At 70.1% G+C, this 25,711-nt stretch carries 28 protein-coding genes and 1 pseudogene; 10 read left to right on the top strand and 19 right to left on the bottom strand.

Features of this window, described 5'->3' with window-relative positions; all coding sequences use genetic code 11:
* Positions 1-140 precede the first annotated feature (140 nt).
* From P1P70_RS03240 to P1P70_RS03230, 3 genes are read right to left on the bottom strand one after another with little or no spacing between them, the layout of a single operon-like run.
* The gene (locus P1P70_RS03240; RefSeq protein ID WP_319234380.1) at positions 141-545 is read right to left on the bottom strand and encodes an amidohydrolase family protein; all 405 of its coding nucleotides are present in this window, start codon (positions 543-545) and stop codon (positions 141-143) included.
* A gap of 10 nt (positions 546-555) precedes the next feature.
* Positions 556-831: an amidohydrolase family protein gene (locus P1P70_RS03235; protein WP_319234378.1), complete on the bottom strand. Its 276-nt coding sequence runs from the start codon at positions 829-831 to the stop codon at positions 556-558.
* Positions 828-1,097: a hypothetical protein gene (locus P1P70_RS03230; protein ID WP_319234377.1), complete on the bottom strand. Its 270-nt coding sequence runs from the start codon at positions 1,095-1,097 to the stop codon at positions 828-830. The genes P1P70_RS03235 and P1P70_RS03230 overlap by 4 nt, the downstream gene beginning before the upstream one ends.
* 174 nt (positions 1,098-1,271) lie before the next feature.
* Here P1P70_RS03230 and P1P70_RS03225 point away from each other — a divergent pair, with 174 nt between their 5' ends.
* Positions 1,272-1,769 carry a CGNR zinc finger domain-containing protein gene (locus tag P1P70_RS03225; RefSeq protein WP_319234376.1) on the top strand — a complete coding sequence of 166 codons (498 nt, stop codon included), beginning with the start codon at positions 1,272-1,274 and terminating at the stop codon, positions 1,767-1,769.
* A 26-nt stretch (positions 1,770-1,795) separates the two neighbouring features.
* Here the strand turns inward: P1P70_RS03225 and P1P70_RS03220 are convergent, their stop codons facing one another.
* From P1P70_RS03220 to P1P70_RS03170, 11 genes are all read right to left on the bottom strand, one after another.
* Positions 1,796-2,713, bottom strand: coding sequence for an AEC family transporter (locus P1P70_RS03220; protein ID WP_319234375.1), 918 nt, complete (start codon positions 2,711-2,713; stop codon positions 1,796-1,798).
* Entirely contained in the window at positions 2,710-3,105 is a 396-nt protein-coding gene (locus P1P70_RS03215) for an aminotransferase class I/II-fold pyridoxal phosphate-dependent enzyme (RefSeq protein ID WP_319234374.1), read from the bottom strand. Before P1P70_RS03215 ends, P1P70_RS03220 begins: the two co-directional genes overlap by 4 nt.
* 547 nt (positions 3,106-3,652) lie before the next feature.
* Entirely contained in the window at positions 3,653-4,627 is a 975-nt protein-coding gene (locus P1P70_RS03210) for an aldo/keto reductase (protein WP_319234372.1), read from the bottom strand.
* A gap of 163 nt (positions 4,628-4,790) precedes the next feature.
* Positions 4,791-5,657 (bottom strand): alpha/beta hydrolase, encoded by an 867-nt coding sequence (locus tag P1P70_RS03205; RefSeq protein ID WP_319234370.1) that lies wholly within the window; start codon positions 5,655-5,657, stop codon positions 4,791-4,793.
* Positions 5,658-5,684: 27 nt separating this feature from the next.
* Positions 5,685-6,572 carry a VOC family protein gene (locus tag P1P70_RS03200; RefSeq protein ID WP_319234368.1) on the bottom strand — a complete coding sequence of 296 codons (888 nt, stop codon included), beginning with the start codon at positions 6,570-6,572 and terminating at the stop codon, positions 5,685-5,687.
* 578 nt (positions 6,573-7,150) lie between these two features.
* Positions 7,151-7,915, bottom strand: a complete 765-nt coding sequence (locus tag P1P70_RS03195; protein ID WP_319234366.1) for an IclR family transcriptional regulator — start codon at positions 7,913-7,915, stop codon at positions 7,151-7,153.
* 230 nt (positions 7,916-8,145) lie between these two features.
* A complete protein-coding gene (locus P1P70_RS03190; protein WP_319234364.1) occupies positions 8,146-8,790 on the bottom strand; it encodes an FMN-dependent NADH-azoreductase in 645 nt (214 codons plus the stop codon).
* Positions 8,791-9,222: 432 nt separating this feature from the next.
* Positions 9,223-10,242 carry a 4-hydroxy-2-oxovalerate aldolase gene (gene dmpG / locus P1P70_RS03185; protein ID WP_319234362.1) on the bottom strand — a complete coding sequence of 340 codons (1,020 nt, stop codon included), beginning with the start codon at positions 10,240-10,242 and terminating at the stop codon, positions 9,223-9,225.
* Complete coding sequence (locus tag P1P70_RS03180) at positions 10,239-11,183, bottom strand: acetaldehyde dehydrogenase (acetylating) (protein WP_319234361.1); 945 nt, start codon at positions 11,181-11,183, stop codon at positions 10,239-10,241. Before P1P70_RS03180 ends, dmpG begins: the two co-directional genes overlap by 4 nt.
* A gap of 2 nt (positions 11,184-11,185) precedes the next feature.
* Positions 11,186-11,968 (bottom strand): 2-keto-4-pentenoate hydratase, encoded by a 783-nt coding sequence (locus P1P70_RS03175; protein WP_319234360.1) that lies wholly within the window; start codon positions 11,966-11,968, stop codon positions 11,186-11,188.
* A gap of 388 nt (positions 11,969-12,356) precedes the next feature.
* Complete coding sequence (locus P1P70_RS03170; RefSeq protein WP_319234359.1) at positions 12,357-12,947, bottom strand: helix-turn-helix domain-containing protein; 591 nt, start codon at positions 12,945-12,947, stop codon at positions 12,357-12,359.
* 73 nt (positions 12,948-13,020) lie between these two features.
* On the opposite strand from P1P70_RS03170, the gene P1P70_RS03165 reads away from it, so the two are divergent.
* The 4 genes and pseudogenes from P1P70_RS03165 to P1P70_RS03150 all read left to right on the top strand — a co-directional run.
* The gene (locus P1P70_RS03165) at positions 13,021-13,860 is read left to right on the top strand and encodes an SDR family oxidoreductase (RefSeq protein WP_319234357.1); all 840 of its coding nucleotides are present in this window, start codon (positions 13,021-13,023) and stop codon (positions 13,858-13,860) included.
* Positions 13,857-14,162 carry a hypothetical protein gene (locus P1P70_RS03160; protein ID WP_319234356.1) on the top strand — a complete coding sequence of 102 codons (306 nt, stop codon included), beginning with the start codon at positions 13,857-13,859 and terminating at the stop codon, positions 14,160-14,162. The genes P1P70_RS03165 and P1P70_RS03160 overlap by 4 nt, the downstream gene beginning before the upstream one ends.
* Before the next feature lie 141 nt (positions 14,163-14,303).
* Positions 14,304-14,906 (top strand): hypothetical protein, encoded by a 603-nt coding sequence (locus P1P70_RS03155; RefSeq protein ID WP_319234354.1) that lies wholly within the window; start codon positions 14,304-14,306, stop codon positions 14,904-14,906.
* Between the two features lie 673 nt (positions 14,907-15,579).
* Positions 15,580-15,843 (top strand): annotated as a pseudogene (locus P1P70_RS03150) (SDR family oxidoreductase); the annotation flags it as partial.
* Between the two features lie 436 nt (positions 15,844-16,279).
* On the opposite strand, the gene P1P70_RS03145 reads toward P1P70_RS03150, so the two are convergent.
* Entirely contained in the window at positions 16,280-17,389 is a 1,110-nt protein-coding gene (locus P1P70_RS03145; protein ID WP_319234353.1) for an SPFH domain-containing protein, read from the bottom strand.
* A 39-nt stretch (positions 17,390-17,428) separates the two neighbouring features.
* Entirely contained in the window at positions 17,429-17,866 is a 438-nt protein-coding gene (locus P1P70_RS03140; protein ID WP_319234351.1) for an NfeD family protein, read from the bottom strand.
* 245 nt (positions 17,867-18,111) lie between these two features.
* Here P1P70_RS03140 and sigJ point away from each other — a divergent pair, with 245 nt between their 5' ends.
* The 5 genes from sigJ (at position 18,112) to P1P70_RS03115 (ending at position 23,522) form a co-directional block, all read left to right on the top strand.
* A complete protein-coding gene (sigJ, locus tag P1P70_RS03135; RefSeq protein WP_319234348.1) occupies positions 18,112-19,056 on the top strand; it encodes an RNA polymerase sigma factor SigJ in 945 nt (314 codons plus the stop codon).
* Between the two features lie 156 nt (positions 19,057-19,212).
* Entirely contained in the window at positions 19,213-20,457 is a 1,245-nt protein-coding gene (locus P1P70_RS03130) for an NAD(P)/FAD-dependent oxidoreductase (RefSeq protein WP_319234346.1), read from the top strand.
* A gap of 262 nt (positions 20,458-20,719) precedes the next feature.
* Positions 20,720-21,580, top strand: a complete 861-nt coding sequence (gene modA, locus P1P70_RS03125) for a molybdate ABC transporter substrate-binding protein (RefSeq protein ID WP_319234344.1) — start codon at positions 20,720-20,722, stop codon at positions 21,578-21,580.
* Positions 21,577-22,377, top strand: a complete 801-nt coding sequence (locus tag P1P70_RS03120) for an ABC transporter permease (RefSeq protein WP_319234343.1) — start codon at positions 21,577-21,579, stop codon at positions 22,375-22,377. The genes modA and P1P70_RS03120 overlap by 4 nt, the downstream gene beginning before the upstream one ends.
* On the top strand, positions 22,374-23,522 hold the full coding sequence (locus tag P1P70_RS03115; RefSeq protein ID WP_319234341.1) for an ABC transporter ATP-binding protein: 1,149 nt from the start codon (positions 22,374-22,376) through the stop codon (positions 23,520-23,522). The genes P1P70_RS03120 and P1P70_RS03115 overlap by 4 nt, the downstream gene beginning before the upstream one ends.
* Before the next feature lie 98 nt (positions 23,523-23,620).
* On the opposite strand, the gene P1P70_RS03110 is transcribed toward P1P70_RS03115, so the two are convergent.
* From P1P70_RS03110 to P1P70_RS03100, 3 genes are all read right to left on the bottom strand, one after another.
* A complete protein-coding gene (locus P1P70_RS03110) occupies positions 23,621-24,376 on the bottom strand; it encodes a class I SAM-dependent methyltransferase (protein ID WP_319234339.1) in 756 nt (251 codons plus the stop codon).
* Positions 24,377-24,563: 187 nt separating this feature from the next.
* Complete coding sequence (locus tag P1P70_RS03105) at positions 24,564-25,115, bottom strand: GNAT family N-acetyltransferase (protein WP_319234336.1); 552 nt, start codon at positions 25,113-25,115, stop codon at positions 24,564-24,566.
* Positions 25,116-25,179: 64 nt separating this feature from the next.
* Positions 25,180-25,662 (bottom strand): DUF2267 domain-containing protein, encoded by a 483-nt coding sequence (locus P1P70_RS03100; RefSeq protein ID WP_319234420.1) that lies wholly within the window; start codon positions 25,660-25,662, stop codon positions 25,180-25,182.
* Between the last annotated feature and the right edge of the window lie 49 nt (positions 25,663-25,711).

The following is a 25,711-nucleotide window of genomic DNA, read 5'->3' as shown; positions in this document are numbered from 1 at the left end:
CGCCTTCATTGTTCGAATAAGTGAGCGAAGCCAGCGGGCGGGCCTGGGCCGGTGGCGGACCTCCTCAGCACCTCACCCGCCGGGTCACGGTTCCGCTGCCCGATCCGTGAGTGGCCGGGGGCGGGGCAGGCAGGGCCCTTTCACAGGTGGAGGATTCGTTCGGCGTTGCCGTGGGCGATGCGGTCCAGGTCGGCGGGGGCGTACTGCGCGGTGCGCAGGAAGTCGATCGCCTCGACGGTGGACTCGAAGGGGTAGTCGACGGCGACCAGGACCCGGCCGATGCCCACGGCGTGGGTGGCGCCCAGCAGGGCCGCGTGGGAGCAGACGCCGCTGGTGGTGCCGTGGATGTTGTTGCGCACGTAGTGGGAGGGCAGGTGCCGCATCTGGCGGGAGGAGGTCAAAACCTTGTAGCGGCTGTCGAGCCGGGCCGGCTGGAACGGCAGCAGCTCCCCCATGTGCCCGAGTGTCACCGACGCTCCCGGGAAGTCTCGAACACGCCACCGTGGATCAGTCGGAGGGCACGGCCGCCGGTACGCGCCGTCCACCCCCAGGCCATCATGTTGAGCGCGCGGTATCCCGAGAAGACCTGCCAGTCGTCTGCCGGGACGGCGCGGGATGGACGTAGAGCGTCACTCCGAGACGTACCAACTCCGCCCACAGCGGCCTGAATTGCGGTTCGTCGAGGTAGTGGCCGCGAATGTGGTCGTTGTGCAACGCTCCCTTGAGCCCCCACTCCTCCACCGCTCGGCGCAGCTCGGCCACGGCCGCCTCGGGGTCCTGCAGCGGCAGTGCGGCGAAGCCGGCGAACCGAGTCGGGTGAGCGGCGATCACCTCGGCCGGTAGTCGTTGACACGCCGTGCGGTGGCCACGGCCTCGGCCGGGTCGTCGATGACCTCGATACCGGGCGTGGTGAGCGACAGGACCTGCACGTCCACTCCGCCGGCCTCCATCTCCGCCAGCCGCTGGTCCGTCAGGTCAGCCAGCCGCGCCGACAGCTCCTTGAACCACTCGCCTCCCAGTTCGGCGTTCGCTCCCCACATGTTCGACGGGACCGCTTGCGGCACGGAGAACGCTTCCTCGACGGCGATGACACGCATGATCTTTTTCCCAGGATCCGGTGCAGTGTCCCCAGCGCGCAGCGGGGAGCATCTCCGGTGGCACATTGCCGCCCGCCGTGGGGAGGTGCGGAGTACAGGCATCGTACGACCGTGCGGCTGGCCTCAGCTGAGGTCAGGTGATGCAATGGTTATATGCGGTTTGAGCATGACAACATGGTCGGGGTTCGCCTGGCCGTGGCGCTGGTGAACCTGGAATCGAGCGGCGCATGGGCGACTGAAGCCCTGGAACAGGCGCTACGGGACCACGAGATCCGCCGTCCGCTGGTCACTGGTTCCACGGGCGAGGGAATCCGAACATGGACGCGGCGGCTGAGGCCGGTCTTCGAGGCGTCCTCCGCGACCGAACGCTGTCAATCCGTCAACGCGTTGCTCGCGGATGGCGCGGGCAGCGTCTACCTGACCACGCACGACGACCTGCGGCCGCACCTGCACTTCACCCCGGACGCCCAGGACCTGCAAAGTCGCGTGAAAGCCGTGACGGCCGGCGGTCTGGCCATCTTCACCATGGAGGCCGAGGGAGGGCGAATGGGTGTGTGCGCGCTGGACTCCTGTCGGACGGCCTTCGTCGACACCAGCCGCAACGGCCGCCGTGCCTACTGCTCCGCACGCTGCGCCAACACCGATGCCGTACGCCGTCACCGCGGGAAGTAGCGCGCGGTGGTCGGCTCGAGGCAGGACTATGCCGCGACCAGTGCCACGACGATCGGAACGGCGGCGATCCCGAGAAGCGTCTGCGTCGCGGTGATCCCGGCCATCAACGGTGCGTCGCCACCGAGTTGCCTCGCCAGGATGTACGACGACGACGCCGTCGGCAGAGCTTGGAAGAGCACGGCGGTGATCAGTGCGTGGGAGCCCAGCCCGAAGATCTGAGCCGCGGCGAACGTGGCAGCCGGCATGAGCGCGAACTTGGCCACCGAGGACGTGAGGATCGGCGCCGCCCACGACCGTGCCGCGCCGAAGCGCAGAGCGGCACCGATACAGAGCAGACCCAACGGCATCGAGGCGGCTCCCAGTGCCCCGAGTGCCGGTTCGATGCCCGGCGGCAGGCTCAGGCCGAGTGCCTGCAGGAGGATGCCCCCTGCGCAGGCGAGGATGAGCGGGTTGGTCGCGAGTTGTCTTCCGATGCCCGACAGGCTCAGGCGCGCGCTTCCGAACCACGCGAAGACCAGCACACACAGCACGTTGACCGTGGGCACGATCGCGGCGTTGCAGACCGCGGCGAACGCGACGCCCTGGGTGCCGAACAGGCCCGCCGCGATGGTCACGCCGATGTAGTTGTTGAAGCGGACACTGCCCTGGAAGACCGACGTGAAAGCATCGCCCCGCAGTCGCATCAAGGGCTTCAAACCGATGACCAGCACGGCCACCACCAGCGTGGAGGCGATGAGTGCGCCCACCAGGGCACCCACCGGAAGGCCGTCGATGTCCGCGGTCGCCAGACTGTGCAGGAACAGCGCCGGCAGCAGGACGCGATAGCTGATGCGCTCAGCCTCGGTCCAGAAGCCCTCGTCCGTGAACATCGACCGCTTGAGCGCGTAGCCCAGCGCGATCAGCAGGACGACGGGTATCAGCGCCCGTACGGTCAGTGCGATCACGCCGAGATCCCGTCCAGCGTGTCGACGATGATGCGGCAGCCCTCTTCGAGGGTCGCGATGTCCGTGGCGAAGGAGAGTCGCAGGTGGCCCGGCGCACCGAAGGCGCTGCCAGGGACAGTGGCACACCCGGCTTCGAGCAGTGCGTCGGCCGCGGCGAGGTCGTCACCGGAGGCAAGGCGCGGGAAGAGGTAGAACGCCCCGTCCGGTTCCACCGTGTCCAGGTGCGGGCTCTGCCTCAGGCGGGCAGCGGCTTCCTGCGCGGCGGCGACGACATGGGAAGGTGGGGCGAAGTCCGGTTCGCCGAGCGTGAGGTCGACGATGCGTCGCCCGGCAGCGCGGTACTCCGCCGCGCGACGGGCCACCTCAAGGATCGGCGAACCGGCAGGGGACACCGAGCGACCGGACCGAGGTGCGAGGTCAGTGCCCGAGTGGTGCGTCATGGCGTGCATGCGGCCAGCCTGATGTCACATCACAGGGCATTACAACCATTACAGAACACTCCTGGAGATCCTCTGCGCTGCCAATGCCGATCACCCGATGCCGGGCTTGGCCGTGGTCCTCGAGCAGTTGGAGCCGCGCGGGAGCGGGCATGATCCAGGTCGTACAACCGCGGATGGCGGTGATGCTCGTGATGGCGGCGAGAGCATCACGGATCCTGCCGTGCTGCGGAACCACGCTGAGGCATTCGGCTCCGTAGCCTCCACGTCCACCGCCTGGCGGCTGCTTGCCGACACGGATGAGGTCGCACTCGCCTGATGCGAGCGGGCTCGCGCGCCAGCCCGAGAAGTCACCTGATACAGGCTGCCGCGACCGGCGAGGGCACGCCCCGTCATGTCCGCTCGGCGGGAGGCCGAGCGCTTCCTTGCCTTCGTCGCCGTCGCAGCAGCGCTCATCAGCCATCGCTGACTGACCGGTTGCAACACCGCGCCTGTCTCGTGATCAGTCGAGGAGCTTTTTGAGGCTCATGACGTCTTCGTCGGTCCGGTTGCCGTGGATCTCGATCTTCGCCAGCTCGTTCTCGATTCGGTCGAACTCCTCGTCGGTGAGGTCGAGTTCGGCAGCCTCGAAGTTCTCCTGGATGCGGTCGAGCTTGCGGGAGCCGGGGATGGGCACGATGAAGTCCTTCTTGTGCAGCATCCAGGCCAGCGAGATCTGTGCCGCAGTGGCTCCCTTCTGGTCCGCGAAACCGGTGAGGAGGTCCACGAGGGGCTGGTTGGCGCGGACGTTGTCCTTGCGGAAGCGAGTGATGACGCGGCGGGCGTCGTCCCCGGTGTAAGTGTCGTCGGCCGAGACCTGGCCCGCGAGGAAGCCGTTGGCAAGAGGGCTGAAGGCGACGAAGGCGATGCCGAGTTCCTCGCAGGCGGGGATGACGTCCCGCTCCCACATCCGCTCCATGATCGAGTACTCGCTCTGCACGGCCGTCAGCGGAGTGACGGCGTGGGCACGGCGGATCTGTTCCTCGGTGGCCTGGGACTGGCCCCAGCCGAGAATCTTGCCCTCGGCGATCAGTTCGCCCATGACTGCCGCGACGTCCTCCACCGGTATCGAGTCGGGCACCCGGTGCTGGTAGTAAAGCTCGACGTGGTCGGTGCCGAGCCGGGTCAGGGATGCCTCCAGGTGGGCGCGGATCTTCCGGCCCAGCTCAGGGCGGGTGTGAGAGCCGTCCAGGTAGAACTTGGTGGCGATGACGACCTGGTCGCGGATGGGTGCCAGCGCGCGGCCGACGAGGTGTTCGTTGGCACCGTCGGCGTAGACCTCCGCGGTGTCGAAGTGGTTGCAGCCCAGGTCGAACGCCTTGCGGATCACGTCGACGGCCTCAGGTTCGCTCACTGCGGAGCCGTAACCATGGCTGAAGCCCATGGTCCCCAGCCCGACTGCGCAGACCTGGAGTTGTCCGATGTTCCTCGTTTTCATGGGGAGCTTCTTTCGGTACGGAAGTACGGGTTCAAGTCCGGTCGGGGTACAGGACGTTGACGTAGCCGGGGATACAGGGACCGCCGACCGAACCGCGAACAGGGCTGTTGATGAGTTTCGGCGGGCCCTCGTCGGCAGGAGGGCCCGCCGCTGGTCCGAGGGGTCAATTCGCCGAGATGAACTCGTGCACGACGCGGTTGAATTCCTCGGCGTGTTCCATCTGCGCCCAGTGGCCGCAGTTGTTGATGAGGTACAGCCGGGAGGATGGAATCATCGCCAGCAACCGCAGCGCGTTCTCGAAGTGGACGGCCCGGTCGTTCCGCCCTTGCACGATCAGCGTGGGCACGGTGAGCTCGGCCAGCAGCGGCGGTAGCTCCTGGAACAGCTGCGGCGGGCCATTGAGATCCCCGCTGGGTAGCGAGAGCCTCATGTTCTCCAGGTGGTCGGGACGGGCGAGCGCGGCCTCCGACCGCCGGCGGGCGAGGTCGACGTCCTCGGCGAGCGCCGGGTCGTGCGCGAGCGCTCCGACCATCGCCTGGAAGTTCGCCGGCGACGGGTCGAAATAGGCGCGCACCAAGGGGAGGATTCCCTCCGTCTTGTCGTTGGGCGGGCCGAGCACGTTGAACCCCGGGGCGGGCGCGCCCATCGGAATCAGGTGGCTGACGCGCTCGGGATGGTGCGCCGTGAACCGGAGCGCCGTCCTTCCCCCCAGCGAGTTGCCGACGATGGCGACCTGGTCCAGTTCGAGGGCGTCCAGCGCCAGTTCCAGCGCCTCCACGTGGTCGCGGTCGCCCGGCACGGCGGTGTCGCTCCTGCCCCAGCCAGGCATGTCGATGGTGAACACACGGTAGTGGCGCGCCAAGGCGGCGATATTGCGGGAGTAGTTGCTCCAGCCACTGGCGCCTGCTCCGCCGCCATGCAGAAGGATCAGCGGGTGCCCGGCACCGGCCTCGTTGTAGTGCAGCTTCCACTTGGTCGTCTGCACGTACTTGCTGGTCGCCGACTCGGTCAGGACCTTGGTTGTGGACATGGCTTCCCCTTCGTTTCGGGCGGCGGTTCAGGCGTCGGCCGCGATGTACTTGTGGCCCCAGGCGCTTATCCGGTCGTGGTGGGAGACCTGCCACGTGTCGTCGTCGATCACCAGGCCGTTGCAGCCGTACTCGATCTGGAATCCCGACGGCGTGGTCACGTAGAACGAGGTCATCCGGTCATTGGTGTGCTCGCCGAGCGTGATGATGATGTGGTCGGGATCGTCGTTGATCTTGCTCATGATGCGGCCGACGGTCGAGAAGTCGGAGACTTCGAGCATGAGGTGATCGAGGCCTGGTACGGGGCCGACGCCCTCGCCCACGCCGATGGAGTGATGCCGGGGATTGCAGTGCAGGAAGTAGGCGTTCTCGTCCGATCCGAACTGCGCCATCGAGATCGTGTCGGTCAGCCTGAATCCCAGCTCACGCTGGTAGAACTCGGCCAGCTCGCGCGCGCCACCCGGACGGGTCAAAAGGGCGTGCCCGACCCCCAGATCACCGGTGACGAAACGGACGCCCAGCGGCGATGTGAACGGGGTGTCGGCCAGCGGCAGGCCGTGGACAGCCTCGATCGTCTGGCCTCCGAGGTCGGAGAAGACCCGCAGCCCTGCCACGCCTCGGCGGACTCGCAGTTCCTCGTCCTCGCGGACCGTGATGCCACGGGATGCCAGGTGGGTCTCCAGTCCGGCGAGCGCGGCCGCGTCCGCAACGGTGAGGCCCAGTGCCACCAGGGACCGGGGGCCCGCGGGCTCGCCGTCCTCGACGAGGATGCGGTACGCGTACTCATCGAGCCGCAGGCGCAGTTCGCCTGCGGCGGACGGCGCGGGTTGCGCGCCGATGGTCTCGGTGGCGAAGCGGGTCCACTCGTCAAGTGGACCGCGGACCACGACATAGCCCAGCGATGTGAAGACACTCATGAGGTTTCTCCTCAGATGGTCGGGGATGGTCAGTGAGCCGCGGTAGCGGTCTTTCCGGCGGCTCCGCGTCTTGGGAAGGGCGGGCATCCCGAACGTGTGGGCGACCGCGTCGAGAAGAGCCTCCCGATCGGGGCGGCACCTGAACTGGTGGCACTGGAGACGCTAAGGCGCGGGATCCTGCCGACGAAGAACGTGTTCCGGGAACCGGCACATCGTTGTGCCGGCAATGCGCGTGTTCCGGGAACCGACACAACCGTTCCGCCGCGAGTCGGGCAGCGGCCTACTCTCTCGTCGCCACCTCGACCACGACGGAGAGGGCTCTTTTGTGGGGACGAACACGCGGCCCGGTTGGCGGAACGGGACGGGGAGACTTATCGCTGACAGTGGATACACGACCGGACTGCTTCCTCGGCCGAGGATGTCGATCAGCAGAACCGAAGTGGTCGCAGAGTGAAACCCGTCGAGCCACAGAGCTTTCACAGCGCCGAAGCCGCTCGGAAACCGTAGCTGCCATCAGATGCACGGCGGCGGTCATGCCGGCTCGCGTACGGAGGAGTCCCGCCCTGCGCTCGCCCCCGTCACGTCAGGACACGGGGCAGTGCCTTGACGATCGACGCCACAGTCCGCCGCAGGGGCGGCACGAACACATCAGCCGACCCGAGTTCGGTCGGAAAGCCGATCGACACCGCCGCCACCGCCTCGCCGCCGAGGACGATCGGCATGGCCACACACGACCGTCCCGGCGCCGCCTCCTCGACGTCGGTGGCGACCCCACGCTGTCGGACCCTTCGCAGCTCACGACGGAGCAGCTCCGGATCCCGCACCGAGGCCGCGGTGAGCGCGCGCAGACGGTCCGTGGTGGTCGCCTCGACCAGGCCGGGGTCCGCGTGGGCCAACAGAGCCTTGCCCACACTCGTGCAGTGAGCGGGCAGAGTCATCCCGACCTCCGTGGCGAACAACCGCGCCCGTGGCGTGTACAGCTTCTCCACATAGACGACTTCCGGGCCGCGCAGGACGCACAGATGGATGGTGTGCCCCACGGCCCGGTGCAGGTCCAGCAGGTACGGAAGCGCGACGTGGCGCACCGCTCCTTCGACCGACGCCGCACCGAGGGCCATCATCCGGAACGCGATCCGGTATCCGGCGCCCTCATGTTCGACCGCCCCCACCCGGACGAGCATCCCGAGGACGCGGTAGGCCGTCGACTTCGGCAGACCGGCACGGCGCGCCACCTCACTCAATGTCAGCACGCGGCCGTAACGGAACACTTCCAGCAGATCGAACGCCTTCTGCATGACCGACGACGGAACGGCCGTCTCCCGCACTGCGGCTCCATTGCCCATATGCAGTCCTTTCTAGACGCCTCAAGAACGATCGTTCCGTGTCTGTCTCGCAGATCGGCGCGGTGGCGAGCCGCCGTCCGCGAGGGTGCCTCGCACGGCGGCGGAGGAACGCTCGCCCGGGAGCCCTCCGTACGACGACGCCGACGCCGACGCAGCCAGTCCCCCACAAAGGGGAGGTGTCGTCGGGGTCCGGCAGCCCGCGGTGATCCACGAGACAGACCTCAGGGCGGTCAGGCCCTGCTCAGCTTGGCGACCCGCAGCCAGTGCTCAGCGGCGTTCTCGTGCCCCGTCTTCATCGACTCTTCGGCCAGCTCTCGCAGGTGCGCCATCTCCGGGTTCCAGAAGGCGTGGGTCAGCTCCGCCTCCGCGACATGCAGGTCGAGGCCGAACACGTCCGCGAGGATTGTGCGCAGGTAGGGCGTGGCGTGGTCCCAGCCTTCCTTCGGGGTGCCGGGCCCGTAGCCACCACCGCGGCTCAGCGTCAGGAGCGCCGGCTTGCCCTTGAGCGGCCAGTCACCGTGCACCCCCAGCCGGGGGTGGTTCAGGATCAGGTCGATCCAGGTCTTGACCTGTGCCGGGATATTCCAGTTGTACATCGGCACCGCGAACAGGAACGCGTCGGCCTCGAGGAGTTCCGCGCCGAGACGGTCGAGGAGCTCGCGCGCCTCGGCCGGGGCCGGTGCGGACGGGTTGACGACGGCGCCGGCGAGCGCGGTCCACGCGTCCCCGGGCAGCGGGTGGACCCCGAGGTCGCGCCGGGTCACGACGCCGCCGGGGTGCTCGGCGAGCCACGCCTGCTCGGCGGTGTCGGCGAGGGCGCGGCTCGCCGATCCTTCGGTTCGGATGCTCGCGTCGAGACGGAACAGGTTCTTCACGGTGCGGCCCTCCAACACAGTTCTGCCGATGTGCAGATAGTATGCATGACAGAACATCTACCCACAAGAAAAGTGATCTGACTGACAAGTGGGCACGAGCGGGCGCCGTCCCTCGATGCGGACGGCTTCCAGTGAGGCCGCATTGGCCCGCATACCCGACGGGCCGAACCCGGACGCCAGGCCACACGGGTCGCAGCCGGAGTTCGGGCCGAGCCAGACCCGACCAGGAGCATCGATCCGTCCTGCGGCGTCAGTGTGCGCCGTCGGGACGAACTCATCGACGGCAGCGCCGGACACCAGGGCGTCCAGGTCGCCGACGTCCGGCAGCCGACCGCTGAATCCGGTCGGATCCGCCGGGCCGACAGCCATGAAGAAGCGACACCACCGTCACCCTGGACCGCTCACACAACGGCGCCTCCTCGGCTCCGCCCGTCAGGGAGTGGTTTGCGTCTGCGCGGCCAGGTCCAACGCGATGTCGGTGATCATGTCCTCCTGGCCGCCTACCATGCGCCGTCTGCCGGCCTCGACGAGGATGCTGCGGGTGTCCAGGCCGTGGCTCGTGGCGGCTGTTTCGGCATGGCGCAGGAAGCTGGAGTACACGCCCGCGTAGCCGAGGGTGAGTGTTTCGCGGTCCACCCGTACCTCGCGGTCCTGCAGCGGTCGTACGAGATCGTCGGCGGCGTCCATCAGGGGGAACAGGTCGCAGCCGTGCTGCCAGCCCATCAGGTCGGCGACCGCGACGAACGCCTCCAGCGGGCAGTTGCCCGCCCCCGCTCCCTGGCCGGCGAGGGAGGCGTCGACGCGGGTGACACCGTGCTCGACGGCGACGACGGTATTGGCCACACCCAGGGCGAGGTTGTGGTGGGCGTGGATGCCGAGTTCGGTGGCCGGGTCGAGGGCGTCACGGTAGGCGCGGACGCGGTCACGGACCCCGTCCATGGTGAGCCGGCCCCCGGAGTCGGTGACGTACACGCAGTGAACACCGTACGACTCCATGAGCTTCGCCTGGCGGGCGAGTTCGGCCGGTTCGGCCATGTGGGACATCATCAGGAACCCGGCGACGTCCATCCCCAGCTCCCGCGCGGCGGCGATGTGCTGGGCGGAGATGTCGGCCTCGGTGCAGTGCGTGGCGACGCGCACCGAGCGGATGCCCAGGGAGTGCGCCTGCTTGAGGTCGTGGACCGTTCCGATGCCGGGCAGGAGAAGAGTCGTGGGGACGGCCCGGCGCACGGCACCCACCACCGCCTCGATCCACTCCCAGTCCGTGTGGGCGCCGACGCCGTAGTTGACGCTGGAGCCGGACAGCCCGTCACCGTGCGCGATCTCGATGGCGGCCACCCCGGCGGCGTCCAGTGCGGCGGCGATCGTAGCGGCCTGGTCGACGGTGTAGCGGTGCCGGACGGCGTGCATGCCGTCCCGCAGGGTGACGTCCTGGACGTACAGGCGGGTCATCTTGAGGCCACCTCCGTGGACCGGTATGCGGCCATGCGTTCCGCGGTGCGCAGCGCGGCCGAGGTCATGATGTCGAGGTTTCCGGCGTAGGCCGGGAGGTAGTCGGCGGCACCCTCGACCTCCAGGAAGACCGAGACCTTGAGGACCTCGCCCGCGCCGGGGGCGAAGGTACGCAGCGGGTCGTCTGCCGCCACCTTGGCGAACTGCACCTTCTGCTTGAGCCGGTAGCCGGGTACGTACTCCTGCACGCGCGTGACCATCTCCTCGACCGATGCCGTGACGGACTCGGTGGCGCAGTCGGAGACGAGGCAGTGCACGGTGTCCCGCATGATCAGCGGGGGTTCCGCCGGGTTGAGGATGATGATCGCCTTGCCGCGGCGGGCGCCGCCGACCCGCTCGATGGCGGAGGAGGTGGTCTCGGTGAACTCGTCGATGTTCGCCCGGGTGCCGGGCCCGGCGGAGCGGGACGAGATGGAGGCGACGATCTCGCCGTAGTGCACGGGGGTGACGGAGTTGACCGCGGCGACGACCGGGATGGTGGCCTGGCCTCCGCAGGTGACCATGTTGACGTTCGGTGCGTCGATGTGGGCGTCACCGTTGACGGGTGGCACCACGTACGGGCCGATCGCGGCCGGAGTGAGGTCGACGAGGGTGCGGCCGAGCGGGCGCAGTACGTCCTCGTGGTGCCGGTGTGCGCCGGCCGACGTGGCGTCGAAGACGATCTCGACGTCTGCGAACTCGTCCAGCCGGACGAGTCCTTCGACGCCCTCATGGGTCGTGGCGACCTTCAGGCGGCGGGCGCGGGCCAGGCCATCGGAGTCCGGGTCGATGCCGGCCATCGCCGCGATGTCGAGGGTCTCCGACAGCCGAAGCACCTTGATCATCAGGTCGCTGCCGATGTTGCCCGAGCCGATGACGGCGACCTTGGTTCGTGCACTCATGATCAGCCCTTCTCGCTCGTGAACTCGACACCTACGGTCCCCAGGTGGCTGAAGGACGCCTCGAACCGATCACCGGGGACGGCGGGAGCGACCGGACCCAGGGCCCCGGTGAGCACCAGGTCCCCGGCGCGCAGCGGGTCGCCCCGCCCGGCAAGGGCGGAGGCCAGCCAGACGGCCGCGTTGAGCGGGCTGCCGAGACAGTCGGCACCGGTGCCCTCCGAGACGGTTTCGCCGTTCCGTGTCATGGTCATCGTCACGGCGCGCAGATCGACGCCGGTGAGCGACAGCGGGGCGCCGCCGAGGACATACAGGCCGCAGGAGGCGTTGTCGGCGACCGTGTCGACGAGGGTGATGTCCCACCCCCGTACCCGGCTGTCCACGATCTCCAGAGCGGGCAGTGCGAAGTCGACCGCGCGCAGCACGTCCACCACGGTGCACTCGTGGTGCGGCAGATCGCGGCCGAGCACCAGCGCGACCTCGGCCTCCACCTTGGGCTGCAGCAGCCGTCCGGGCGGCACCCGGCCGCCGTCGGCCACCGCCATGTCGGCGAACAGTGCCCCGAAATCGGGCTGGTCCACGCCCAGTTGGCGTTGCACGGACACCGAGGTGAGGCCGATCTTGCGACCCACGATCCGGCGGCCGACAGCCTGGGCGCGCCGGACGTTCAGCTGCTGCACGGCGTAGGCGGTCTCCAGATCGCCCCCTCCGTCGAACAGCGTGCGCACCGGTGGGCAGGAGGTCCCGGTGCGGGCTGCCTCCGCCAGCAGGTCGGCTGCCTCGACCACCGCTGGTGGCACTGTGTCCGGGCTTGCGTTGTCGAGCCTGGTCGACACGGGTTACCTCCAGGGGGAAGCGGAAGCGGCGGTTGTACACCGGTTTAGACATCACCACCGCGACGGGCCACTCTTTGTTCCGGGACGCGGAACACCATGGGCGGAACTGGCGGCTGTGGCTGCCGATGTGGGGCCAGGCTGAGTGGTGGCAGCGGGGCCCTTCCCCCTCCGGCGGTTGCGCCACCGACGGCTACCGGCCGCTGCGGCTACCAGTCCAGGGCCGACCTCTGGCTGCGCGGCCCGCGGTGGCCGGATCGTCCGGCCCTGCTGGGCGCGGTCAGACGGTTCGTGCCCCTGTCCCCACCCCCGGCGACCGTGGTCAAGCTGGAGGCGGCCGGTTTCAGGTGGGGCGGCGGATGGCCTGTACGGCGGTGTCGTAGAGGTCGAACATGTCGGCCCGGCCGTCCAGGCGTACCCATTCCTCGTTGGCTGCCTGCAGGCAGATGATCGCTGTGGCTGCGATCGCGCGGGCTTGCAGGGTGCCGCGGTCGGCGTCGGGCAGTCGCGGCTCGATGTGCGGTGCGAACAGGTCTTGCCAGCGGGCTTGCTTCTCGGCGTGTCCGGCTCGTAGGGAGTCGTTGCCGAACAGCAGCGTGATGAACTCCAGGCGCCCTTCGGCTGTCATGTCGATCTCCTCGAGCACCTGGAACGCCGCGCGCAGCGCCGTCCAGGCATCCTCGTCGGCCGGGCGCTCGGCGAGGCGCGCGGCGATCAGTTCGCCCTGTTCGTCCAGGCCGCTGAGCGCGAGGTCTTCCTTGTTGCGGAAGTAATTGAACAGGGTCCGCCGGGAGACGCCTGCGGCGGCGGCGACCTCGTCGAGGGTCGTGTCGTCGTAACCCTTGGCGGCGAACAGCTCGATAGCGGTCCGGGCCAGCAGTGATCGGACCACGGAGCGGGTCTGCTCCCGGATGGGTTTCGGTTTCTGAGCCATGCACCGATTGTATGTCGCCTCACACGATGCAGACACTTGCACTCAGTGCAAATGCGTGCGTAGAGTGAATGCCATGAGCGAAATCGACTACCACCGTCAGACCGTCATCGTCACCGGCGCCAGCTCCGGCCTCGGCGCCGAATTCGCCCGCCAGCTCGCCCGCCGCGGCGCCGACCTCGTGCTGGTCGCCCGCCGCGCGGACCGGCTTCAGAGCCTGGCCGCCGAACTCACCCGCGCCCACGGCGTCACGGTGACCGCCGTCGCCCGCGACCTCGGCCAACCCGACGCCGGCCGCACGCTGCGCGCCGAGCTCGAGTCCCGCGGCATCTACGCCACCGGGCTGGTCAACAACGCCGGCTTCGGCACCCACGACGCCTTCACCGACGAAAACCCCGATCGCCTGCAGAGCATGATCGCGCTGAACGTCAGCGCGTTGGTCGACCTCAGCCGCGCCTACATCGACCCGCTGACCTCCGCCGACACCGGCGTTCTGATCAACGTCGCGAGCCTGCTGGGCCACCAGCCGACCCCCTACATGAGCACCTACGGCGCCACCAAGGCCTTCGTCCTCAGCTTCACCGAATCACTGTGGGAGGAGACCCGCGGCACCGGCCTGCGCGTCCTGGCCCTGTGCCCCGGCGCCACCCGAACCGAGTTCTACGACGCCGCCGGCAGCCAGACCGCTGACTACGGCACGAAGCGGGCCACCCCCGAGCAGGTCGTGAAGATCGCCCTCGACACGCTCGACCGACGGTCGGCGCCCCCGTCGGTGATCACCAACGGCCGGTCGCTCGCCCTCGCCGGCAGGCTCCTGCCGCGCCGCTCGATGGTCCGGCTCATGGGCTGGACGGCCCGCCGCCAGCTCCCGCAGCACCCCGTCACCCTCGTCAACGGCCTAGGAACACCGTCATGACCAGCGCCGACGCCCTCAGCCAGCCCACCGAGGCGGAGCGCTTCCAGCGCATCCTCCGCGCTCAGCGCGCCACCTGCCTAGGCGACGGAGCGCCCTCCTCGGCCGCGCGGCGCAGCGACCTGACCAGGTTCAGGGCGGCGCTGATCGCCCGGCGCGGCGTCATCGAGGAGGCGATCGACACCGGCTTCGGACATCGCTCGCGACAGGACAGGGCGACCACCGACGTCGAGCGCGTCACCGGGAAGCGGCCCCTGACCGTCGAGGAGTTCGTCGCCGTCCGCAAGGGCTTCCACCTCGGCTGACTGCCGCAGCAAAGCGCCGTGAAGCTGCCCGCTGTCGAGCGCTATCGGTAGCTGCGGATATTCGAGTGGACACGGAACAGGCGGGGGTGAGCAAGGGTCGCGGCCCCGCCCGGCCGTCACACCTCGCGGTAGCCTCCGGCCATGAGTCACGGGGAGGGCGAGGGCGCGCTGGTTCTGGAGGCGCAGGAGATGCTCGCAGCAGGGCAAAGCGGCGAGAAGGTCTTCGCCGAGCTGGCCGCGAGGACCGGCGACTGGGGTGTCTGCGTGTTGGCCGTGTGCTTGGCCCTGGGTGTGCCCCGGGCTGACGCCGCGGCCCGGCTCCGCGAGGTCGAGCCAGTCTTCTCAGAATTCGCGGTGGGTGAGGAGGACGACCTCGCCTACTATCTCGAGTTTGGGCACGTCTTCATCGTGGACCGAGTACTTGAGGAACACGAGGAGCGCATCCGCGACCTCTTGCGAACCGCCGCTGGTGCCCGCGGAGGCTTTCCCGCCGGCCTGCTCGCGTGGTTTCGCACCGGGGAGCTCACGAAAATCTTCCTCTACTTCGCCGAAACCAGGTTCCGGAACGGGCGGGGCTCACCACCCGTCTTCTGGGCCGCTATGACCGCGGCCGGCGAACTACTGGCCAGTCAGGACCGCCCGGACCACGAAGAGGTGACTGCAGCGCTGGAGCGATGCCGCACGCAGGCTGCGGCCATCAGCGCGAAGCAGCATCGTCAACGGCGGACACCCGCCGCCGAGTAGGTGGTCGTGTTGGCTCCCCACGGCCCAACGGCCCGGCACGGGCCACGCTGCATCCCGTAGCAGACCCCCGCGTTCGCTCCCTGCAGTCGCCGCATGGCCACCGAGGACGAGAGCCGAAGTCAGCCCGACATCCCCGAGATGCTCAAAGACCAGACCAGTGCCTGCAAGGCAGCCCGCGACGCCCTCGCCGTCGGCGGCGAGGTAACGCTCCACGACCAACACCCGCCACAGTGGATGGTCCTCGGCATCGCTGCGACAAGGCTGAGACGGTCGTTGAAGATCGGCCTGACGACCCTCGGCCTTGACGAGACCGTTGAGATCCTCCGCGCTCGGCCCCCGACGAGCAACTGCGTACCGGCAACATCGTCGCGGCAGACCGATCCTGGTTCTTCACCCTGTACTTCGACGCCACCGGGACCGAGCTCCTGGCGCGCAGCGGCGTCAAGAACGAGCGGGCCCTCGCGGGGAGACGGTCAGAAACCGAGGGGAGCCAGCAGCGGCATCGGCGCCGCGACCGCCCGCGCACTGGCCCGAGACGGTGCCACGGTCGTCGTCGGCTACCACGGCGGTGCCGTGCGGGCGGAGAAGGTCGTCGCCGGACTGGTGATCGTCAACGTCTCGTCCATCTCGGGTCGGACGGCGTCCGGCAGCAGCATCGCCTACTGCGCGGGCGAAGGCAGCGCTCGACAACCTCACCATGTCCCTCGGCCGGGTCCTCGGCCCCGAGATCCGCGTCATCGGCCTGGCACCCGCCGCGGTCGACACCAGCTTCGTCGCGGGCCGGGGCCGTGACGCCATCGCCGCCCAGGCGGCGTCGACTCCGCTCAAGGTCATGGTGCATCCCGACGACATCGCCGACGCCGCGCCGGCCGTGGTCACCCAACTCCGGGTGGCCACGGGAACCACCTTCGTCGTCGACGGGGGAAAGCACCTCTGACCCATCAGGGCATGCGGTAGCCGCCGTTGACGCCGACGGTCCGGTGATGTGGTCGGCGCCGTCGGAGCACAGGGGAAGGAGTCACCCGTGCCGCGCCGTGGGATCACCGCCCGTGGTGAGCGCGCCGCAGGACTCCCCCGCGACCGCGATGCCCGCCTCGACGTTGGTGGTGAAGCCGTCGGCCAGGCGGTGGATGAGGGCGGCGAGCCGCTGCCGGGTCCTCGGACGGCCAGCTCGCCAGGACCATGGCGATGCCCCGGTGGGTCACCTCCCTCATGCGGCCGGCCGCGTTTAGGCCGGCGACGGTGAGCTGGATGCGCTGGGCGCGTCCGACCGGACGGGGACCCCGCGACGGGTCACGGGTCTGTCCGCGTCGAGTACACCGGTCGGAACCCAGCCCTACGGACTCGCAGGTCCTGGAGACAGTCGTGGCGGCTCAGTCGTCGGAAGCCCTCGCGCGGCGCGGTGCCTGGGGTGACTTCGCCGCCTCGGCCTCGGCCTTGGCGTCGCTCACCGCCGCGGCTGCCTGCTTCCCGGCCTCGTCCGCCGCGGCTGCGGCGTCGAGGGACGCCGTGGAGCCCGCCTCCAGCTGGGGGGTCCTGATGTCGTCCGGGGTGTCGTGGTCGCCGACGGTGGCCGCTTCCTCGGGCTGCCCGGGGGTGGGTGCGACCGTCGTCGACGGGTCACCGAAGGCTCGGGAGACGGTTCGGACCGCCTCGGTCAGCTCCCCGGGGATCACCCAGAACGTGTTGTTGTCGCTGCTCGCCAGGTGCGGGAGCGTCTCCAGGTACTTGTAGGCCAGCACCTTCGGGTCGGCGTTGTTGCGGTGGACGGCCTGGAAGACGAGCTCCACCGCCTTGGCCTCGCCGTCCGCCCGGAGAATCATGGCCTGTTGCGCGCCCTGGGCCTCCAGGATGTCCTTCTGCTTCGTGCCTTCCGCGGTGAGGATCTTGGCCTGTCGCTCGCCTTCGGCGTGCAGGATGGCCGCACGCTTGTCCCGTTCGGCCCGCATCTGCTTCTCCATCGCCTCCTTGATGGTGTGCGGTGGGTCGATGGCCTTGATCTCCACGCGGTTGACCCGGATGCCCCACTTGCCGGTGGCGTCGTCGAGGACGGCGCGGAGCCGGGAGTTGATCTCCTCGCGCGAGGTGAGCGTCTCCTCCAGGTCCATGCTGCCGATGACGTTGCGCAACGTGGTCACGGTGAGCTGGTCGATCGCCTGAAGGTAGTCGGCGACCTCGTAGGCCGCCGCCCGCGGGTCGGTGATCTGGTAGTAGAGCACCGTGTCGATGTTCACCACGAGGTTGTCCTCGGTGATCACCGGCCTGGGGTCGGACGAATAGACCTGTTCGCGCACGTCGAGCTTGGTGTTGATGCGGTCCGCCACCGGCAGGACCAGGTTCAGGCCGGGTTGCAGCGTCCGGCGGTACCGGCCGAACCGTTCGATGTTGTAGCGGCGCGCCTGCGGGACGATCCGCACCGTGGAGGCCACGAGGAAGACGACGACGAGGGCCGCCACGAGGAGGGGGACGACGACGGGATCCACAGTGCCTCCGTTGCTGTTGGTTGGGCCTCGTTCAGCCGTTCACGGAAGAAGTTCGCGGGGGTAGACGATGGCCGTGGCACCTTCGATCTCCATGACGTCCACAAGCGCACCCACCGGGATCACCAGGGTCTCGTCGAGCGCGCGGGCGGACCACTCCTCACCGGAGAGTTTGATCAGGCCACGGGTCGCGGTGACCTCCTGCACGACCTCGGCCCGCCTGCCGATCAGCGCGTCGGTGCCGTCCCGCACGAGCGGCTGCTGTGCCATGTGCCGCAGCGCGACAGGACGCACGATCAGCAGACCCGCCGCCGTCGCCGCCGCGAGGGCCACGAGCTGGCCGAGAAGGCCGATGCCCACACCGGCCACCACCGCGGCGACCACGGCGGCGCCCGCCAGCAGTCCGAAGACCAGTGTCAGGGTGAAGAACTCCGCGGCACCCAGCACCGCGGCGGCGAGCAACCAGAAGAGCCACGGCATCGGATCGCCCTCCTTCGGAGGCCTTCCCCACCAAGCTACCTTTCGGAACGCCGGTCAGACAGACGCGGCAACCGTGGTTCTCGCGCGGCGAGGGGGCGTCCCTGATCGGCCGGGGGGTCTCCGCTGTCCTGCCGATCTTCCCGGCTGTGCCGCCGGGCGCTTCGGCGACGCGGTCGGACGCAGAAGCCTGCTCCCGGCGGCCCACGCCCCTCGGGCGTCGTCCGTGCCGCACTAGGATCCGGGACATGGCGCTGACGATGCACGACGTGGACCGGTTCGAGGAGGCGAGGCCCCGGCTGGAGGCGATCGCCTATCGCCTCCTCGGCTCGGCGGGCGAGGCGGAGGACGCCGTGCAGGAGACGTTCCTGCGCTGGCAGGCGGCGGACGTCGAACGGGTCGAGGTGCCCGAGGCCTGGCTGACGAAGGTGCTCACCAACCTGTGCCTCAACCAGCTCACCTCGGCCCGCGCACGTCGCGAGACCTACGTCGGCCAGTGGCTGCCCGAGCCGCTGCTCGCCGGCGACCCCATGCTCGGCCCTGCCGACACCGCCGAACAGCGCGAGTCCGTCTCGTACGCGGTCCTCACCCTGCTGGAGCGCCTCACCCCCGACGAGCGGGCGGTGTACGTGCTGAAGGAGGCCTTCGACTACCCGCACCGGGAGATCGCCGAGATCCTCGACATCAGCGAGGCGGCCAGCCAGCAGATCTTCCACCGTGCGAAGAAGCACGTGGCGGCGGGCAAGACCCGTACGGAGATCGACGAGGCGGCGGCCCGGCGGATCGTCGAGGAGTTCCTCGCGGCGGCCACGAGCGGGAGGACCGAACCGCTGGTGGCGCTGCTCACCTCGGACGCCTTCGCGGTCGGCGACGGCGGCGGAAAGGTCCCGGCCCGCGCCAAGGCGTTCGAGGGTGCCCTCGCGGTCGCGAAGTTCATGCGGGGCCTGTTCAAGCCGGCCCCGCAGAAGCGGACCCTGGTCGGCGGCTCGCCCGAGATCCACATCTCGACGGCGAACGGCGGCCCCGCGGTCCTGGCCGTGGTCGAGGGCCGGGTCGTCGGGGTCATCTGCCTGGAGATCGGCGCGGACGGCATCGTCGCCTTCCGCAGCCAGGTCAACCCCGACAAGCTGGAACGCGCGACCGAGGTGTGGGCGGCCACCGAGCACGGGAAGCCCCTGTTCCACGCGTTCTGAGGGTTCAAGCGCTTCCCGTCGGCACCTTCCCGAGCCTCCTCAGCGAGCTGTGACCTGGTTCACATTCATTTCCTGTCAGGAAATCGCGGGCTGCCCGGTTCAAGGGGCGTGACCGAGCAACGGCAAGCCTCGAACCCGCGCAGACAGGAGCAGACAATGCAGCACCGCGTCATCGTCCTCGGAGCCGGCTACACCGGAGCGACCGCCGCCGGGCGCCTCGCCAAGCGGCTGCACCGCGCAGACGTCGCCATCACCCTCGTCAACGCCGAGCCCGACTTCGTCGAACGCGTGCGGATGCACCAGCTGGCGGTCGGCCAGGAGCTCAAGCCCCGGCCCTTCGACGAGATGTTCGCGGGCACCGGCGTCGAGGTGCAGCTCGCCGAGGTCGCCGGGATCGACGCCGACCGCAGGACCGTCACCGTCGTCGACACACACGGCGCCGAGCAGCGGGAACTGGAGTACGACACCCTCGTCTACGCCCTCGGCAGCGGCTGGAACCCCCAGAGCGTCCCCGGCACCGCCGAGCACGCCCACGAGATCTCCAGCCGCCCCGGAGCGCTCCGGCTGCGCGAGCGGCTGGCCGGGCTGGACGCGGGACAGCCCGTGGTGATCGTCGGCGGCGGCCTCACCGGTCTGGAGGCCGCGACGGAGATCGCCGAGACCCGCCCGGACCTGGACGTAGCCCTCATGGCCCGCGGCGGCTTCGGCGACTGGCTCTCCGACAAGGGCCGGGAACACCTGCGGAAGGTCTTCACCGACCTCGGCATCACCGTGCACGAACACACAGCCGTCACCGCCGTGGAACCCGACCGGGTCCTGACCGACGGCACATCCGTCCCGGCCGCGGTCACCGTGTGGGCCACCGGCTTCGCCGTCCACCCGATCGCCGGGGCCAGCACGCTGGAGGTCTCCGGCACGGGCCAGATCGTGGTCGACGGGACCATGCGCTCGGTCTCGCACCCCGAGGTGTACGCCGTCGGCGACGCGGCCCTGGTGACGGGCCCCGGCGACAAGCCGCTGCGGATGTCGTGCGCCTCCGGCGTCCCCACCTCGTGGCAGGCCGCCGACACCATCGCGGCCCGCCTGACCGGGGGAAAGCTCCCGAAGACCCCGATCCGCTACTTCCAGCAGTGCATCTCGCTCGGCCGCAGGGAGGGCCTGATCCAGTTCGTCACCGCGGACGACCAGGCCCTCCCCAAGGCCCTCACCGGCCGCCTCGCCGCCCTCTACAAGGAGGTCATCTGCAAGGGCGCGGCCTGGAGCGTCGCCCACCCGACCGTGGGCATGCCGGTCCGCCGCCGCCGGACGGTACAGCGGGCCGGCCGGGCGGAGCAGGTGGGTCGGGCGAGCGCGGGGAGCCCGGCTGGGCAGGTGGACTCGCCGGCGGAGGCCGCGGCCTGAGCCGTACGGCGCGGGGCCCTCGTCGCCGACGACGAAGCTCGCTCCGGGGCCGCGCAGCCGTCCCGCACGGCCGACCCGCGAAACGCACCTGCCATGCTGACCGTCGGATCATCCAGCTCATGCGATGCCGTCGAGGGCTTCCACCTGGCACTTGCGGCGCTATCATCGGCTCGTGCGCACCCGCGGGGTCGGTGACGGGGAGCGTGGAGCAAGGCCGCGGGACCGCGGCCGAGTCCATCAGGACCGAGGGAGTGGACCCGTGATGACCCGTTCCGTACGCCGGACCCGTCCGAGCCGGCGGACCCTGCGGGCAGTCGGGGCCGGCAGCGCCGCCCTGCTGGCCCTGAGCGCCTGCGGTTCCTCCGCCTCCGACTCATCCGACTCATCCGACTCATCCGGCTCCTCCGACTCCTCCGCGACGTCGGGCTCCTCCGGCTCGGAGCGGCTCTCCGGTGAGGTGACCGTCTTCGCGGCCGCCTCGCTCAAGGAGAGCTTCACGACGCTGGGCAAGCGGTTCGAGGAGGAGCACCCCGGTACGAAGGTGACGTTCAGCTTCGGCGGCAGCGACGCGCTCGCCGCCGGCATCACCGGAGGCGCCCCGGCGGACGTGTTCGCCTCCGCCAGCCCCAGGACGATGGCCGTCGTGACCGACGCCGGTGACGCCTCCGGCACCCCGGAGACGTTCGTACGCAACCAGCTGGAGATCGCCACCCTCCCCGGCAACCCGGACAGGATCTCCTCCCTCAAGGACCTCACGGACTCCGACCTGAAGGTCGTGCTCTGCGACAAGGCGGTCCCCTGCGGTGCCGCCGCGGAGAAGGCGCTCGACGCGAGCAGGCTGAAGCTGACGCCGGTGTCGTACGAGGAGGACGTGAAGTCCGCGCTCAACAAGGTGGTGCTGAAGGAGGCCGACGCGGCGGTCGTCTACAAGACCGATGTGAGGGCGGCCGGTGAGAAGGTGGAGGGCGTGGAGTTCCCCGAGTCCGCCGACGCCATCAACGACTACCCGATCACCCTGCTCAAGGAGTCGGAGAACACCGGTGCCGCCAGGGCGTTCATCGCGCTCGTGCGGTCCGCCGAGGGCCAGAAGGTCCTGACCGAGGCCGGATTCCTGAAGCCGTGACCTCCCGCTCCGGGCACCGAGGGGGTGTCCCGCTCCCCCTGCTCCTGCCCGCACTGATCGGCCTCGTCCTGCTCGTCCTTCCCCTCGTCGCCCTCCTGGTCCGGGCGCCCTGGCGCAGCATGCCGGACCTGCTCACCAGCCCCGAGGTGTGGCAGGCGCTGCGGCTGTCCCTGGTGTGCGCCACGGCGGCCACGGCGGTGAGTCTGGTCGTCGGGGTGCCGCTGGCCTGGCTGCTGGCCCGGGTGGACTTCCCCGGACGCGGTCTCGTACGGGCCCTCGTCACCCTCCCCCTCGTCCTGCCCCCGGTGGTCGGCGGTGTGGCGCTGCTGATGGCGCTCGGTCGCAACGGGGTCGTCGGGCAGTGGCTGGACGACTGGTTCGGGATCACCCTGCCGTTCACCACGGCCGGGGTGGTGGTCGCCGAGGCGTTCGTGGCGATGCCGTTCCTGGTCATCAGCGTGGAGGGCACGCTACGGGCCGCCGATCCCCGGTACGAGGAGGCCGCGGCCACGCTGGGGGCCTCCCGGTTCACGGCGTTCCGCCGGGTCACGCTGCCGCTGATCGCGCCCGGGGTCGCGGCGGGCGCCGTGCTGGCGTGGGCCCGTGCGCTCGGCGAGTTCGGGGCGACCATCACCTTCGCCGGCAACTTCCCCGGACGCACCCAGACCATGCCCCTCGCCGTCTACCTCGCCCTCCAGAACGATCCGGAGGCGGCGATCGCCCTCAGCCTGGTCCTGCTGGCCGTGTCGATCGCGGTACTGGCGGGACTGCGTGACCGATGGATGACCGCCTCATGACCGACGACGGGAAGACCAGCGCCGCCGCCCACCCCCAGGGCGACGACAAGGACTCCGCCTCGGGCCCAGCCCCTGCCCATGCCCCGGCCCCGGCCTTCGGCGAGGGCCTCGACGCCCGGCTGGTCGTCGCGCGCGGTCCGTCGTTCCGTCTCGATGTGACGCTGACCGCCGCGCCCGGCGACGTGGTGGCGCTGCTCGGCCCCAACGGCGCCGGCAAGACGACGGCGCTCCGGGCCCTCGCCGGGCTCGTGCCGCTGTCGGACGGGGGGCGTCTGCGGCTGGACGGCGTCGAGTTGGACCGTCGGCCACCGGAGTCACGCCCGGTCGGAGTGGTCTTCCAGGACTATCTCCTCTTCCCCCACCTCACCGCTCTCGACAATGTGGCCTTCGGTCCCCGCTGCCACGGAGCGAGCAAGACGGAGGCCCGGGCGCAGGCAGCGGAGTGGCTGGAGCGGATGGGCCTCACCGCGCACGCCGGAAGCAAGCCCCGGCGGCTCTCCGGCGGTCAGGCGCAGCGCGTCGCCCTCGCCCGCGCCCTGGCCACCCGTCCCCGCCTGCTCCTCCTCGACGAACCCCTCGCCGCCCTCGACGCCCGCACCCGTCTCGACATCCGCGCCCAACTCCGGCGCCACCTGGCCGACTTCGAGGCCGTCGCCGTACTCGTCACCCACGACCCGCTGGACGCCATGGTTCTGGCCGACCGACTGGTCGTCATCGAGGACGGCCGCATCGTCCAGGAGGGCACCCCCTCCGACATCGCCCGCCGCCCGCGCACCGACTACATCGCCCATCTCGTCGGCCTCAACCTCTACCGGGGCGAGGCGGAGGGCCACACCGTCCGTGTCCCGGGCGGCTCCGCGCTCACGACCGCCGACGACCTCACCGGACCGGTCTTCGTCGCCTTCCCGCCCAGCGCCGTCACCCTCCACCGGGACCGCCCCACCGGCTCCAGCGCCCGTAACCTCTGGCACGGCGAGGTCACCGGCATGGAAGCCCACGGCGACCAGGTCCGGGTCTCCGTCGCCGGTGAACTCCCGCTGGCCGTCGACCTGACGACCGTCGCCGCGGCGGAACTCGGCATCCACCCGGGCACCGAGATCTGGGCGACGGTCAAGGCGAGCCAGACCCACGCCTACCCCGCCTGACGAGGGACGGCGACGGGAGTTGGCGGAGGTCGCCCTCGCGACCGCCCCACCCGCACGACAGCCCCACCCGCACGACCGCCCTGGCGCCCTGGCGCCCGTCAGCGCAGGGCCGCCAGGACGTGGCTCGGGCCCACCTGCCAGACCGGGCCGACGTGTTCGAAGCCCGCGTCGCGCAGGAGGGTGACATGGCCGGAGAGGGTCAGATCGTTGCCCTCGCAGTGGGGGCGTCCGGTGTCCGCGCGGTGCGAGAGGAGCCGGGCGAGTTCCGGGTCGGCGGCGGCGCCGGCCCACCAGGAGTCCCAGTCCTCGACGAGGGACCCGGCGGTGCGTTCGCTCCGTCGGCGGCCGATGTCGATCGCGAGCTCGGACACCTTCGTGGAGTCCGGGCTGATGTGGTCGCCGTTGATGAGGATGCCGCCGGGCCGCAGCAGCCCGGCGAGTTCCCGGTAGACGCCCCGCAGGGTCTCCGTGCCGAGGTAGTGCAGGGCGGTGGTCGACACCACCGCGTCCACGGGGCGCTCCAGGGCGAGTGAGTCGAGCCAGCCGGGTGCGCCGATCACGGTTCGGACGTAACGCAGGGCGGAGCCGTAGTGGGCGCTGCCCAGTTCCAGGAGGAGCGGGTCCGCGTCGACGGCGAGCACTTCGGCGGTCGGCAGGCGGTCGGCGAGCCGTGCCGCCAGGCACCCCGGGCCACTGCCCAGATCGAGGACGAGCGGTACGGCCCGGTCGCGTGTCACATGCTCGACCAGATCCGCGATGACCTCGAACCGTTCCTCGCGGTCGACCGCGTACAACTGCTGCTGGCGTTCCCAGCGCTCCACCCAGCGCGCCGCCGTCGTCGTACTCAGACCCATGCCTGTCGCACTGCCCCCGTCTCCGGAACCCGTTCCTGTTAATGGAAATCATTGCAGAGTGGCGGGGGTGGTGAGCGGCTCTTGCATCTCTTCAGGGGTGTTCTGCACCTGCGGGCTCACCTGTACCGAGCCGCCCTCCGGGGCTCGGCCCGCTGGCAGCCTCCGGGTCGCGGCCCGCATGACAGCGTCAGAGGGCGAGGCTCATCAGGATCGAGTCCCGGTCGTCGCCCGGCGCGATCCGCAGCGCGCCGGGCCATCGGCCGACCTCCACCCAGCCGACCTTGCGGTAGAAGTCCTCCAGCCCTACGCCGCCTCGGGCGGAGAGCGACAGCCTCTCCAGACCCATCTCGTCCCGCGCGATGTCGCGGACGTGATGCATCAGTGCGACGCCGATGCCCCGGCCCCGATGGCGCGGACTCGTCTGGACGTGGCTGACCGTGCCGCAGTGCGCACCCAGGCGGTGCGGCTCGCGGCGCAGAATCAGCCAGCCCGCGAGCGTGCCGCCGACGGTGGCGACGAGCAGCCTGCCGTGCGCGGGATGCAGTCCGCGCACGAGCCCGTCGACCACGGGGGCGACGTCCCGCGCGCTGAGGGGCAGCGGCGGGAACTCGGTGGCGAGCACCGCGCCGCCCGCGTTGGCCACTTCTCCCCAGCAGTCGACGATGCCCTGTCTGAGATCACCGGTGACCTCATCGGGACTGGTCAACTGCCGCAATTCCGGAACTCCGTGCATCGTCATGCCCCTCAGCCTCCCAGAGCGGCGGCGCCCGCACAGGTCGACGAGGGGCCTGGCCGGCCAGGGCTCAGCGGGTCCTCGCGCCGGCCGCTGCTCCCGCGCCCACCAGGGGAGCCGTGGGCGCCGGGGTGAGTTCGGCTCGGCCGAAGAGTAGGGCGTAGCCGGGTGGGAGGTGGGCGAGGATGCGGTCGAGGAGTTCCTCGCCCGCGAGTTGGGCGACGATCCGCAGGACGGTCCCGGTGTCCCAGCGGGTCGTGGCCGCCGTACCGCCGGTGCGGGACGCCAGGTCCTTGACGAAGCCCCAGCCGGTGACGGGTTCGGTGTCGGGGATCTCCGCCGTGAAGCAGAGAGCGGCCTCGTGGGGAAGTCTGGCCGCGAGTTCCACGCGCTCGTCACCGGTGAGCCGGCGGCCGAAGGCGGCGAGGACGGTGCGCACGGCCTCCTCGGCCCGTGCGCGGGTGGGGTAGGCGCCTTCGTAGCGCACTCTTCCCAGCATCTGCTCGAACGTCATGCCCACGGTCTGCCGGCACGGCTCTTGCAGGGTGAACATCGTGAAGCGGTTGCCTTTCTCGTCCGAGGGGGTTGAGGAGTCGCGGGGG

This window comes from Streptomyces sp. MB09-02B (genome assembly GCF_033794485.1).
Taxonomy (GTDB): domain Bacteria; phylum Actinomycetota; class Actinomycetes; order Streptomycetales; family Streptomycetaceae; genus Streptomyces.
Note: the sequence above shows the minus strand (reverse complement) of the source record. Positions and strands in the feature narration are given on the sequence as shown.

Excerpts from the sequence above, each read along its gene's own strand:
- P1P70_RS03230 (WP_319234377.1), bottom strand. The coding sequence starts at position 1,097 with ATGCGTGTCATCGCCGTCGAGGAAGCGTTCTCCGTGCCGCAAGCGGTC.
- P1P70_RS03225 (WP_319234376.1), top strand. The coding sequence starts at position 1,272 with ATGGTCGGGGTTCGCCTGGCCGTGGCGCTGGTGAACCTGGAATCGAGC.
- P1P70_RS03210 (WP_319234372.1), bottom strand. The coding sequence starts at position 4,627 with ATGAAAACGAGGAACATCGGACAACTCCAGGTCTGCGCAGTCGGGCTG.
- P1P70_RS03205 (WP_319234370.1), bottom strand. The coding sequence starts at position 5,657 with ATGTCCACAACCAAGGTCCTGACCGAGTCGGCGACCAGCAAGTACGTG.
- P1P70_RS03200 (WP_319234368.1), bottom strand. The coding sequence starts at position 6,572 with ATGAGTGTCTTCACATCGCTGGGCTATGTCGTGGTCCGCGGTCCACTT.
- P1P70_RS03195 (WP_319234366.1), bottom strand. The coding sequence starts at position 7,915 with ATGGGCAATGGAGCCGCAGTGCGGGAGACGGCCGTTCCGTCGTCGGTC.
- dmpG (WP_319234362.1), bottom strand. The coding sequence starts at position 10,242 with ATGACCCGCCTGTACGTCCAGGACGTCACCCTGCGGGACGGCATGCAC.
- P1P70_RS03180 (WP_319234361.1), bottom strand. The coding sequence starts at position 11,183 with ATGAGTGCACGAACCAAGGTCGCCGTCATCGGCTCGGGCAACATCGGC.
- P1P70_RS03170 (WP_319234359.1), bottom strand. The coding sequence starts at position 12,947 with ATGGCTCAGAAACCGAAACCCATCCGGGAGCAGACCCGCTCCGTGGTC.
- P1P70_RS03165 (WP_319234357.1), top strand. The coding sequence starts at position 13,021 with ATGAGCGAAATCGACTACCACCGTCAGACCGTCATCGTCACCGGCGCC.
- P1P70_RS03160 (WP_319234356.1), top strand. The coding sequence starts at position 13,857 with ATGACCAGCGCCGACGCCCTCAGCCAGCCCACCGAGGCGGAGCGCTTC.
- P1P70_RS03155 (WP_319234354.1), top strand. The coding sequence starts at position 14,304 with ATGAGTCACGGGGAGGGCGAGGGCGCGCTGGTTCTGGAGGCGCAGGAG.
- P1P70_RS03140 (WP_319234351.1), bottom strand. The coding sequence starts at position 17,866 with ATGCCGTGGCTCTTCTGGTTGCTCGCCGCCGCGGTGCTGGGTGCCGCG.
- sigJ (WP_319234348.1), top strand. The coding sequence starts at position 18,112 with ATGGCGCTGACGATGCACGACGTGGACCGGTTCGAGGAGGCGAGGCCC.
- P1P70_RS03130 (WP_319234346.1), top strand. The coding sequence starts at position 19,213 with ATGCAGCACCGCGTCATCGTCCTCGGAGCCGGCTACACCGGAGCGACC.
- modA (WP_319234344.1), top strand. The coding sequence starts at position 20,720 with ATGACCCGTTCCGTACGCCGGACCCGTCCGAGCCGGCGGACCCTGCGG.
- P1P70_RS03115 (WP_319234341.1), top strand. The coding sequence starts at position 22,374 with ATGACCGACGACGGGAAGACCAGCGCCGCCGCCCACCCCCAGGGCGAC.
- P1P70_RS03110 (WP_319234339.1), bottom strand. The coding sequence starts at position 24,376 with ATGGGTCTGAGTACGACGACGGCGGCGCGCTGGGTGGAGCGCTGGGAA.
- P1P70_RS03105 (WP_319234336.1), bottom strand. The coding sequence starts at position 25,115 with ATGACGATGCACGGAGTTCCGGAATTGCGGCAGTTGACCAGTCCCGAT.
- P1P70_RS03100 (WP_319234420.1), bottom strand. The coding sequence starts at position 25,662 with ATGTTCACCCTGCAAGAGCCGTGCCGGCAGACCGTGGGCATGACGTTC.